This is a genomic window from Synechococcus sp. H55.10 (assembly GCF_047502715.1).
Taxonomy (GTDB): domain Bacteria; phylum Cyanobacteriota; class Cyanobacteriia; order Thermostichales; family Thermostichaceae; genus Thermostichus.
Genome location: NZ_JANSJJ010000050.1, coordinates 1 through 11,416 on the forward strand (window position 1 = coordinate 1; position 11,416 = coordinate 11,416).

6 protein-coding genes are annotated in these 11,416 nt (G+C 61.9%); 3 read left to right on the plus strand and 3 right to left on the minus strand.

The window, feature by feature from the left end:
* Together NW858_RS04505 and NW858_RS04510 are read left to right on the plus strand one after the other, a co-directional pair.
* Positions 1-444: phage integrase N-terminal SAM-like domain-containing protein (locus NW858_RS04505; RefSeq protein WP_414368112.1), on the plus strand; the 444-nt coding region annotated here is incomplete at its 5' end.
* A gap of 213 nt (positions 445-657) precedes the next feature.
* A complete protein-coding gene (locus tag NW858_RS04510; RefSeq protein ID WP_414519989.1) occupies positions 658-4,620 on the plus strand; it encodes a magnesium chelatase subunit H in 3,963 nt (1,320 codons plus the stop codon).
* 63 nt (positions 4,621-4,683) lie between these two features.
* Here NW858_RS04510 and NW858_RS04515 read toward each other — a convergent pair whose 3' ends face one another.
* From NW858_RS04515 to cphA, 3 genes are all read right to left on the minus strand, one after another.
* Complete coding sequence (locus NW858_RS04515; protein WP_414334331.1) at positions 4,684-5,535, minus strand: prepilin peptidase; 852 nt, start codon at positions 5,533-5,535, stop codon at positions 4,684-4,686.
* Positions 5,536-5,624: 89 nt separating this feature from the next.
* Entirely contained in the window at positions 5,625-5,825 is a 201-nt protein-coding gene (locus NW858_RS04520) for a hypothetical protein (protein WP_414330572.1), read from the minus strand.
* A gap of 358 nt (positions 5,826-6,183) precedes the next feature.
* Positions 6,184-8,880, minus strand: coding sequence for a cyanophycin synthetase (gene cphA / locus NW858_RS04525; RefSeq protein ID WP_414334332.1), 2,697 nt, complete (start codon positions 8,878-8,880; stop codon positions 6,184-6,186).
* 276 nt (positions 8,881-9,156) lie between these two features.
* Between cphA and NW858_RS04530 the strand changes: the two genes are divergently transcribed.
* Positions 9,157-11,412, plus strand: a complete 2,256-nt coding sequence (locus tag NW858_RS04530) for a ComEC/Rec2 family competence protein (protein WP_414519992.1) — start codon at positions 9,157-9,159, stop codon at positions 11,410-11,412.
* The last annotated feature ends 4 nt before the right edge of the window (positions 11,413-11,416 follow it).

The window sequence follows — 11,416 nt, forward strand, 5'->3', positions numbered from 1 at the left end:
GGCGAGCAGATCAATGCCTTCTTAACCCACTTAGCGGTGGAGGAGAGGGTGGCGGCGTCCACGCAGAACCAAGCTCTCAGTGCGCTGTTGTTCCTTTACCGAGAAGTTTTGCATCTGGAGCTAGACCTTGACCTAGACGCCGTACGAGCCATGCGCTCAAGCTATTTGCCTACGGTCTTAACCCCTGAGGAGGTCAAGGCTGTCATTGTGCATCTGTCTGGGATCTATCGCTTGGTGGTGCAGGTGCTGTATGGCAGTGGCTCGAGGTTGGCAGGAGCTCAGCAGCTCCGGGTTAAAGATGTGGATTTTGCCCAACGGCAACTGGCGATTCGCAATAGCAAAGGGATGGAGAGCCGGTTAACGATGCTGCCAGAAACCCTAGTGGAACCTTTGCAAGAACACTTGCCCTGGGTCAAGCGACAACATCAGCAGGACTTGGAATAAGGATACGGCTCTGTCTATTTGCCCTTTGCTTTGGAGCGCAAGTATCCCAAGGCAGAGCGGGAGTGGAGCTGGTAAATTGCGAATTGTTACATGTGTAACGGCTCTTAACGAACCCAGTTCCGGTTCTCTGGTAGAACGGGAAACAGGCGCTAGGGAAGAATGCCCATTCCCGGCCCACTTGCTTTTTTGCATTGCACAAGGGAGAGCGACTGCATGTTTACTCTGGTTAAGCCCATCACCCGCCACGTGACCCCTGCTGAGCTGGGGGGGCGCCGACTGATGAAGGTGGTGTACGTGGTGTTGGAGCCGCAGTATCAGAGTGCCCTGACGGCGGCGGTGCAGCGCATCAATGCCCAGAACCCCAAGCTGGCGGTGGAGCTGTCTGGTTACTTGGTGGAAGAGCTGCGGGATCCCGCGGGGTATGAGGCTTTCCGGCGGGATCTGGAGGCGGCCAATGTTTTTATCGGATCCTTGATCTTCATTGAGGACATTGCCCAGAAGGTGGTACAGGCAGTAGAACCCCTGCGGGAGCGGCTGGATGCGGTGGTGGTGTTCCCCTCCATGCCAGAGGTGATGCGCCTTAATAAGCTGGGATCCTTTTCCATGGCGCAACTGGGCCAATCTAAGAGCGCCATTGCCCAGTTCATGCGCAAGCGCCAACAGGGATCCAACTTCCAAGAGGGGATGCTGAAGCTGCTGCAGACGCTGCCCAAGGTGTTGAAGTACCTGCCCTTTGACAAGGCCCAGGATGCCCGCAACTTCATGCTCAGCTTCCAGTACTGGCTGGGCGGATCCCGCGAGAACCTGGAGAACTTTTTGCTGATGCTGGCGGATCGCTACCTGCCGGGGATGCGGGATCAGGTTAAGTTTGCCGAGCCGGTCACCTATTTGGAGATGGGCATTTGGCACCCGCTGGCGCCGCAGATGTTTGCCAGCCTGGCGGAGTATTGGGATTGGTACAACGCCCGCGAGGATCTGCCAGAAGACGTGAAGGATCCCCTGGCCCCCTGTGTGGGGCTGGTGCTGCAGCGCACCCACCTGGTGACGGGGGACGATGCCCACTACGTGGCCATGGTGCAAGAGCTGGAGTCGCGCGGGGCGCGGGTGGTGCCGGTGTTTGCCGGCGGCTTGGACTTTTCCAAGCCGGTGAACGAGTTTTTCTGGAACGAGCAGAAGACGACGCCAATTGTGGATGTGGTGGTGTCGCTGACGGGGTTTGCCCTGGTGGGCGGGCCGGCGCGGCAGGATCACCCCAAGGCCGTGGAGGCGCTGCAACGGCTCAATCGCCCCTACATGGTGGCGCTGCCCTTGGTGTTTCAATCCACAGAGGAATGGGCCACTAGTGACTTGGGCCTGCACCCGGTGCAGGTGGCGCTGCAGATTGCCATCCCTGAGCTGGACGGGGCCATCGATCCCATCATCCTCTCGGGGCGGGACGCGGCCACCGGCAAGGCCCATGCTCTACAGGATCGGATTGAGCTGATCGCGGCGCGGGCCATCAAGTGGGCCAATCTGCGGCGTAAGCCCAAGCTGGAGAAGAAGATCGCCATCACCGTCTTCAGCTTCCCGCCGGACAAGGGCAATGTGGGGACGGCGGCCTACTTAGATGTGTTTGCTTCCATCCACCGCGTCATGCAGGCGCTGGCCCACAACGGCTATGACCTGGGGCCAGAGCTGCCCAAAACGCCGCAGGAGTTGATGGAGGCCATCCTGCACGATGCCCAGGCCCAGTACGCCAGCCCGGAGCTGAACGTGGCTGCCAAGCTGTCGGTGCGGGAATACGAGGCCCTGACGCCCTATGTCAAAGCCATTGAAAAATATTGGGGGCCGGCGCCGGGGCACCTGAACACCGACGGGCAGAATCTGCTCATCTACGGCAAGCACTTTGGCAATGTGTTCATCGGGGTGCAGCCCACTTTTGGCTACGAAGGGGATCCCATGCGGCTGCTCTTTTCCAGGTCGGCCAGCCCCCACCACGGTTTTGCCGCCTACTACACCTATTTGGAGAAAGTTTGGGGAGCCGATGCGGTGCTGCACTTTGGCACCCATGGCTCTTTGGAGTTCATGCCGGGCAAGCAGATCGGCATGTCGGGCGAGTGCTACCCGGATAATTTGATTGGATCCCTGCCCAACTTGTACTACTACGCGGCCAACAACCCCAGCGAGGCCACCATCGCCAAGCGGCGCGGCTACGCCTGCACCATCAGCTACTTGACGCCGCCGGCAGAAAATGCCGGCCTCTACAAGGGGTTGCAGGAGCTGCGGGAGTTGATTGGCTCTTACCAAACCCTGCGGGAGGGGGCACGGGGCATTGCCATTGTCAACGCCATCTGTGACAAGGCGCGCCTGGTCAACCTGGACAAGGACGTGGAGCTGCCGACGGTGGATGCCGGCCAGCTCACCCTGGAAGAACGGGACACGGTGGTGGGCCAGCTCTACGCCAAGCTAATGGAGATTGAGTCGCGGCTGTTGCCCTGTGGGCTGCATGTGATCGGGGCGCCCCCTACCGCAGAGGAAGCCATCGCCACCCTGGTCAGCATCGCCAGCATCGACCGCCCAGAAGAAGGGATCCTTGGCCTGCCGCGCATTATTGCCCAGAGCCTGGGCCGGGATATCGACGAGATCTACCGCAACCGGGATCGGGGGCACCTGGCGGATACGGAGCTGCTGGATCGCATCAACAAGGCCTGCCACAAGGCAGTGGCGGCCCTGGTGCAGGAGCAAACCGACGCCCAGGGGCGGGTCTCCAGGGTAGCTAAGCTCAACTTCTTCAACATGGGGCGGCAGGCGCCCTGGCTGGTGGCCCTCAAGGAGGCAGGCTATCCCCAGGTGGATGCGGAGCTGCTCAAGCCTCTGTTCGAGTTTTTGGAAGAGTGCCTTAAGCAAATTACGGCTGACTACGAGCTGGGATCGCTGCTGCGGGCCTTGGAAGGGGAGTACATCCTGCCGGGGCCCGGCGGGGATCCCATCCGCAACCCCAATGTATTGCCGACGGGGCGCAACCTGCACGCTTTGGATCCCCAGTCCATCCCCACCGCAGCGGCCATCAAGTCGGCGGAGATCGTGGTGGAGCGGCTGCTGGCACGGGAGCTGAGTGCCAACGGCGGCAGGTACCCGGAGACCATCTCGGTGGTGCTCTGGGGCACGGACAACATCAAGACCTATGGGGAATCGCTAGCCCAGGTGCTGTGTTTGCTGGGGGTGCGTCCCAAGCCGGATGCCCTGGGGCGGGTGAACAAGGTGGAGCTGATCCCTCTGGCGGAGCTGGGGCGGCCCCGCATCGACGTGGTGGTCAACTGCTCGGGGGTGTTCCGGGATCTGTTTGTCAACCAAATGGCTCTCCTCGACCGGGCGGTGAAGCTGGCGGCCTTGGCCGACGAGCCGCTGGAGCTGAACTTTGTGCGCAAGCACGCCCTACAGCAGGCCAAGGAGCTGGGGCTGACGCTGGAGCAGGCAGCAACGCGGGTCTTTTCCAACGCTTCCGGCTCCTACTCGGCCAACATCAACCTGGCGGTGGAAAACAGCTCCTGGGAAGACGAGAGCGAGCTGCGGGAGATGTATCTATCCCGCAAGTCCTTTGCCTTCGGCTCCAATCTGCCCAACCAGCAGATGCGGCAGCTTTTTGAGGCCAGCCTGAAAACGGTGGACGTTACCTTCCAGAATCTGGATTCCTCGGAGATCAGCCTGACGGATGTCAGCCACTACTTCGACTCGGATCCCACCAAGCTGGTGCAGAGCCTGCGCCCGGACGGCAAGGCCCCCTCGGCCTACATGGCGGATACCACCACACCCAACGCCCAGATCCGCACCCTGAGCGAGACGATCCGCCTTGATGCTCGCACCAAGCTGCTCAACCCCAAGTGGTATGAGGGCATGCTCAAGCACGGCTACGAAGGGGTGCGGGAGATCGCCAAGCGGCTGGTGAACACCTCCGGCTGGTCGGCCACGGCAGGCGCGGTGGACAACTGGATCTACGAGGAAACCAACGAGACCTTCATCAAGGACGAGGCGATGCGGCAGCGGCTGATGAACCTCAACCCCCACTCCTTCCGGCGCATCGTCGGATCCCTGTTGGAGGTGCACGGGCGTGGCTACTGGCAGACTTCCCAGGCCAATATTGAGCGCCTGCAGGAGCTGTACCAAGAAGTGGAAGACCGGATCGAGGGGGTGGAATAGGGGCCAAAGGGGATCCCTGCCGATCGTTGGCGCCGTTGCCACTGGAAGAGGGGTGCGGGAGTTCTACCCCAGCAAACCCGACCAGTGCAGGTAGGCTTCCACCAGGGGGGATCCCGCCAAGGCGGCCACGGCACCGCCCAGAGCCAAGTAGGGGCCGAAGGGGATGGGTTTGCCCAGGCGGGCCTTTCCTTTGGTCATGGCCAGCAGGCTGCCCAGCAAGCCAAAGCCGGAACCCAAAAGGAGAGTCACCACGACTCCTTGCCAGCCCAGCCACATGCCGATCAGAGCCAGCAGCTTGCCATCTCCTCCGCCCATGGCCTCCCGCTGCAAAACCCAGCGGGCAACAAAGCCAATGCCCTCCAGCAACCAAATGCCCAACACGGCCCCCGCGATCCCGGCCACCAGCGACAGGCCCATGGCCGCCAGGGATCCGGATCCTTCCAGCCAGGGCAGCGCCAAGCGGGCCAGCAGCCCCGCCACCAAGCCGGAGCGGGTGAGCGCTTCCGGCAGCAAGAACGTGTCCAGATCAACCAGCGCCAGGGCCAGCAGCCAGCCCAACAAGACACAGGTGAGGATCCCGCGGGGGGAAAAACCCAAGATGGCGATGCTGAGGCCAAACAGCCCCAGGGTCAAGGCTTCAACGGCAGGGTAGCGCCAGCTAATCTGCGCACCGCAGTGGCGGCAGCGGCCCCGCAGCAGGAACCAGCCCAGAATGGGGATGTTCTCCGTCGGGCCCAGCGGTGTTTTGCAGTGGGGACAATGGGATCCAGGATAGAGCAGAGAGAGGCCCCGCGGCAGGCGATAGACTACCACATTGAGAAAGCTGCCCACACAGGCTCCCAGCACCAACACCAGCACCCAGCCCAACAGGCGCAGCTCCCAGATGCCGTTCGCGTCGGCGTTGCTCAGCCACATTGCGCAAGCGCTGCGTAGCAGGAGAGAAGGTTGAGCATGGCAACCACTTCAAAAGGGCAGGAGAAGAACGGGAGAGGAGCCCTTCTGCCTCACCGCAGCGGCTCCAACTGCTGCAGCGGAATAAAGGTTTCTTGGGGCAGCAGAATGGGAAACTCAGAAAAGATCAGATCCCCTCTCAGGGTACGGCGGTGGATGACCACACCCCGCGGCGGCTGCTCCAGCACCTCCGGTCGATGCTGGAGATGAAATTGATAGATCTGACGAGCTGCTTGCAGCAACGCGCTGTCCATGTGCGGTTTCCCTACCTTGCGAAGCCCACTATTACCCTAACGATGTTCCCAAAGTCGCTTGGGATCCCTAACGTTCTGTCCGCCCTCTTTGAGCTTTTTTAGAAACGCTTAAGGTTCCTTAAAAGAGCCTTAAAAAGCGAGGATCCCTTGAACCGTTCGCACAAACGGAATGGAGTCTCTACACCTGCTCCTCCCCAAAAGACAAGCTGAGCCAGCCTGGCCCTGGCAAGCCTAAACCCAGGATATCGCCGCCGGGGGGTTATGGGCCATCTCCGCCCACTCAATTCCCAATACTCTTTAGGGAACGGGGGCATGCTTCTGGCAACCATGAAGCATTCTGGAGTTGTCGGCAGCCGGCTCAAGACGGTTTGCCCTCAGGGCTGGGGGAGATCAAGTTTGGGCCCATGCTGTAGGAAGAGCCACGGTAACTGGGTTTGGGGTTAAGCTTGTCTTGGAAGCGGGTGATGATCTGGATGGTGCGCTGCACGTCTGCCGGAAAGATCACCACCAGGTCTCCGGGTTCGGCCTTTTCCAAAGCAGTTTCGATGGCAGTTGCCTCATCCAGGATCTCCTGCAAGCGATCCCCTGCCTTTTCCTGTTCCCAACCCTGCCGGATCAGAGCGGCCACTTCGCCTGGCTCCCGTCCCCGCCGGTCATCATCTTCTTTGACGATGGCTCGGTCGAACATCCGCGCCGCCAGGACTCCCAACTCTCTCAGATCGCTGTTGCGCCGATCCCCGGGGCCGCCAATCACGCCAATCTTCCGCTGACAATCCCAGCGTTCCAGGGTGCTCTGAATGGCCTCGTAGCCTGCCGGGTTGTGGGCGTAGTCCACCAACACCTGGTAGCCGCCCACATCGAACAAGTTGAGCCGACCGGGGGTTTGAGCCACAGAGCTGGTAAAGGTGCCCAGTGCCATGCGGATGTCGTCGATGGAAACCCCGTGCAGGAAGGCGGCCAGGGTGGCGGCCAGGGCATTTTGGATCATGAAGCTGGCCTTGCCGGAGAGGGTGAGGGGAATGTTGGTTACATCTTCGATGCGCAGTTTCCAGCCCCGTTTCAAAATCGAGATGTGACCCTCCTCATAAACAGCCGCTGTGCCCCCGGAAGCAATGTGCTTTTGAATGAGGGGATTCTCCGGGTTCATGCTGAAATAGGCCACCGTCGCCTTGACGTTGGCGGCCATGGCGGCCACCAGGCCGTCGTCGGCATTTAAGACGGCGTAGCCCCGCTCGTGTACCGCCTCCACCAAAACCGATTTGACGCGGGCCATGTCTTCCAGGGTTTCGATGTCCCCCAGCCCCAGGTGATCTGAGGTTACGTTGAGCACCACGCCAATGTCGCATTCCGGGAACCCCAAACCCTCCCGCAAGATACCGCCCCGTGCCGTTTCCAGCACCGCCACTTCTACGGTGGGATCCCGCAGTACCAGGCGGGCGCTGTGGGGGCCGGTCATGTCTCCCTTGGCAATTTGATGGTTTTGAATGTAAACGCCGTCGGTGGTGGTAAAGCCGACCCGCTTGCCGATACCTTTGAGGATGTGGGCGATCAGGCGGGTAGTGGTGGTTTTGCCGTTAGTGCCGGTGACGGCCAGGATGGGGATACGGGTGTGGCTGCCGGGGGGAAAGAGCATGTCGATGATGGGCTCGGCCACATTGCGCGGGATCCCTTCGCTGGGGGCCAGGTGCATACGCAAACCCGGAGAGGCGTTCACTTCGACGATGCCGCCGCCGGTTTCGTTGACGGGCTGGGCGATGTCCGGGCAGATGAGGTCGATGCCCGCCACATCCAGGCCGATGATCTGAGCTGCCCGCTCGGCAATAAAGGCATTGTAGGGGTGGATGATATCGGTGCAATCGACGGCAATGCCGCCGGTGCTCAGGTTGGCCGTGGACTTGAGGGTGCAATGCTCTCCTTCGGGCAGCACGGTATCCAGGGTGTAGCCTTTGCTCTCCAGGATGCGCAGGGTCATGTCGTCAACGCTGATCTGGGTCAGCACGTTTTCGTGACCAAACCCCCGCCGCGGATCCCGGTTGACCGCATCGATCAACTCTTGAATGGTGGAGCGGCCATCCCCCACTACATGGGCTGGGATCCGTTTGGCCACGGCCACCAGTTTGTTGTTGATCACCAGCAGGCGGTAGTCATCCCCCACCAGGTGTTGTTCCACCAACACCACATCGGAGTACTGGCTGGCCGCATCGTAGGCGATCTCGGCGGCCTCCAAGCTGGTGATGTTGACGGTGATGCCCTTGCCATGGTTGGCGTTGAGGGGCTTGATCACCACCGGAAAGCCCCCCACATCCTCGATAGTGGCCGCCAACTCGCTGCGACGCCGCACGGTGTAGCCCTTGGGCACCGGGATCCCCATGTCTTGCAGCAGTTCTTTGGTGGCCCGTTTGTCGGCGGCCAGGTCGGCGGCAATGATGCTGGTTTTTTCGGTGGTGGTGGCTTCGATGCGCTTTTGGTAGACTCCGTACCCCAGTTGCACCAGGGATCCCTTGTTAAGGCGGAGATAGGGGATGCCGCGCAGGGCGGCCTCATCCAGCAGAGCTTGGGTGCTGGGACCGAAGCGGACGTTTTCTCGGATCTCTCGCAACTCTTGGATGTCCAGCTCCAGGTCGCGGCGGTAGTCTTCTCCATCCACCAAGGCCTGACAGAGATACACTGCAGCTTTGGCGGCAAAGCGCCCGGCTTCTGCCTCCTGATACTCAAAGACGACGTTGTAGGTGCCGGGGGTGGAGGTTTCGCGGGTGCGGCCAAAATCCACTTTCATGCCGGCCAGGGTCTGCAGTTCCAAAGCCACATGCTCCACCACATGGCCCATGAGGGTACCCTCTTCCACCCGTTGCAAGAATCCCCCATAGCAGCCGCGGGAGCACTGATGTTCCCACAGTCCCGGCAACAAGGTCTGCAACCTTTCTTTAAAACCCGGAATGGTGTTGGTGGGGCGCTCCCGCAGGTCTTCCAGATCGAGCCGCATTTGGATCAGCTTGTGACGACGGATGCTCCAGTAGTTGGGGCCACTGAGAACGCGGATGGATCGAATGCGCATAGGGTTCAAGGAAAACGGTAGAGAGGGGAACAGACGACTGCTGCTTATCTGAGAAGGTTGGCTCGGGGAACTTCCTCGGCATCTGCGAGCCCTACCTGGTGCTGCAAAGCACTTGAACAGCTCGCCACGCGAACAGCCCTAATCTACACTCCCTTTGCCAGGGGCGAGAAAGAGTATCCTTTAATACGATTTTTTGGCAGGCGAGCAAGGTTAAGACAAGGCCATGGATCCCGCCTGAGGGCGACAGTACAGTGGGGGCAAACGTGCCGCGGAAACATGGAAAGAACCTATCTGCTGGGGCTGGGCTGGATCCTGGGCCTGTTGCTGCGGGCCTGGCCGGCGGTGAGCGGCTGGGGCTGGGGGATCCCGCTGGGGCTGGGATTGGTGGGATCCCTGGGGTGGCGGCGACGACCGCGTTTGGCCCGCACCTGGCTGGCGATGGGTCTGGTGGGCTGCCTGGCCTGGGCCTACCTGGGCTGGCGGCAGCCGGTTCCCGGCCCGACGGATATTAGCCTGCTGGCGCCGCAGCGGCAGATGAGCCTGGTGGGCACCGTTCTTGCGGAGCCCCGTCCCACCCGCAGCGAGCGGCGGCAGTTTTGGCTTGAGGCGGAGCAGGTGTTGGAGGCCAACTCCACCGCTCGCCAGGTGAGCGGCAAGCTCTACGTCACTGCCACCCCTGAAGCTCTCCCAAGCCAGGATCTCCATCCCAACCAGCGGGTGCGCCTGACGGGATCCCTCTACCTTCCCAGTCCAGCCCTGAACCCAGGCAGCTTTGATTTTCAGGTCTATCTGCAGCGGCAGGGGGCTTTTGCGGGGTTCAGCGCTCGCGAGGTGATTCCCCAACCGGGCGGGAGGGGCTGGGGAGGTTGGGTGTTGCGGCGGCGGGTGCGGGAGGCGTTCATTGCCGGGCTGGGGGAGCGGCAGGGGAACCTCTTGGCTTCCCTGGTGCTGGGATCCCGCGCTGCTCAACTGGACTTTGATTTGCAGGATGCCTTTCGAGAAGTTGGCCTGGCCCACGTCCTGGCGGCCTCTGGGTTTCACGTGTCGCTGCTGGTGGGGGTGGTGTTCGTCCTGACGCGGCGGCTGCCGGTGCGCCTGCAGCAAGGGATCCTCCTGGCGGTCTTGGGGATTTACCTCACCTTGACGGGGTTTACGCCTTCGGTGTTGCGGGCGGCGGTGATGGGGGTGGCGGCCATGCTGGTACTGACGGAGCCCAGACTGGAAGGAAAAGTCAGGCTTAACCCCCTGGGGACGCTGCTGGTGGCGGCAGTTTTGCTCTTGATCTACCAGCCCCTGTGGATTACGGACTTGGGGTTTCAGCTTAGCTTTGCCGCCACCTTGGGGCTGCTGGTGGGGACGGCGCCGATCGTGTCCCGGCTGGACTTTTTGCCGCCGGCGGTGGCTACCGCTCTGGCCGTTCCGCTGGCCGCCCAGATCTGGACCCTGCCGCTACAGGTGGTTATCTTTGGCCGCATCCCCACCTACTCGCTGCTGGCCAACCCGCTGCTATTGCTTCTAGTAGTGCCGCTGCTGGTGGCAGGGTTTGGGGCGGCCCTGGTGGCCTTGATCTGGCCGGGGCTGGGATCCCTGCTGGCCCGGCCCTTGACGTTTTTGCTCACGCCTTTGATCAACTGGGTGAGCTGGATGGCCGGCTGGCCCCTAAGCTCCTACTACACCGGCAGGGTCTCGTTGCTGCAGTGCCTGCTCCTCTACGGGGCGCTGGTGGCCCTGACCTTTTGGCCCCGCTGGCGGCGGGCTTTCCGCTGGCAGGGTACTGCTCTGGTTATGGCTGCCATCCTGCTGGGGCCGAGGCTGTGGCCGGGGCCGCCAGTTCAGATCACGGCTTTGGCCAGTGGCCGTATCCCGATCCTGGCCATCCAAGCCGAAGGACGCCATCTCTTACTGAACAGTGGCGATCCCCGCTTGGCCGAGCGCACGGTGCTGCCCTTTTTGCGGCAGCAGGGCCTGCGCCGTCTGGAGGGGGCGGTGGCCATGACCTCTGCCGGCTCGGCCAATGGGGGCTGGGAGATCCTGCTTTCGGCTTTCTCCATCGGGCAGTTCTGGGATGGGGGCGGCGTCAATGCCGCCTCGGACAGCTACCTGCGCTCCCTCAGCGCCGTGCAAGCAGCCGGGATCCCCTATCAAGTCTTGCGGCCTGCGGATTGGATCCCTTTTTCGGAGCGGCTGAAGCTGCAGGCTGTCCACACCAACCCTCTGGTGTTGACCCTGGAGGCGGAGGAATCCCGTTGGCTGCTCTTGGGATCCGCCGGCACCAACGTCCAGGCTGAGCTGACCGGATCCCCCCTGCTGCCGGCCCAGATCGACTGGCTGTGGTGGGATGGGGGATCCGTGATCCTGGACTTGCTGGAGCGCTTTCAGGTGCAGGCGGGCATCAGCTCCGGCCCTGTTGGCGAGGCAGTAGCCACCTGGTTTCGGCAAAAGCAGCGGCCCCTCTACATCGCCGATCGCGTTGGAGCAGTGAGCTGGTCGCGGCGGGGCGTGCAAACCCTGAGGGCGCAACTGGACGGATAGGTGG

What these genes read in the sequence shown, in the direction of transcription:
- NW858_RS04520 (WP_414330572.1), bottom strand. Translation starts at nt 5,825, where the DNA reads ATGGACAGCGCGTTGCTGCAAGCAGCTCGTCAGATCTATCAATTTCAT.
- cphA (WP_414334332.1), bottom strand. Translation starts at nt 8,880, where the DNA reads ATGCGCATTCGATCCATCCGCGTTCTCAGTGGCCCCAACTACTGGAGC.
- NW858_RS04515 (WP_414334331.1), bottom strand. Translation starts at nt 5,535, where the DNA reads ATGTGGCTGAGCAACGCCGACGCGAACGGCATCTGGGAGCTGCGCCTG.
- NW858_RS04530 (WP_414519992.1), top strand. Translation starts at nt 9,157, where the DNA reads ATGGAAAGAACCTATCTGCTGGGGCTGGGCTGGATCCTGGGCCTGTTG.
- NW858_RS04510 (WP_414519989.1), top strand. Translation starts at nt 658, where the DNA reads ATGTTTACTCTGGTTAAGCCCATCACCCGCCACGTGACCCCTGCTGAG.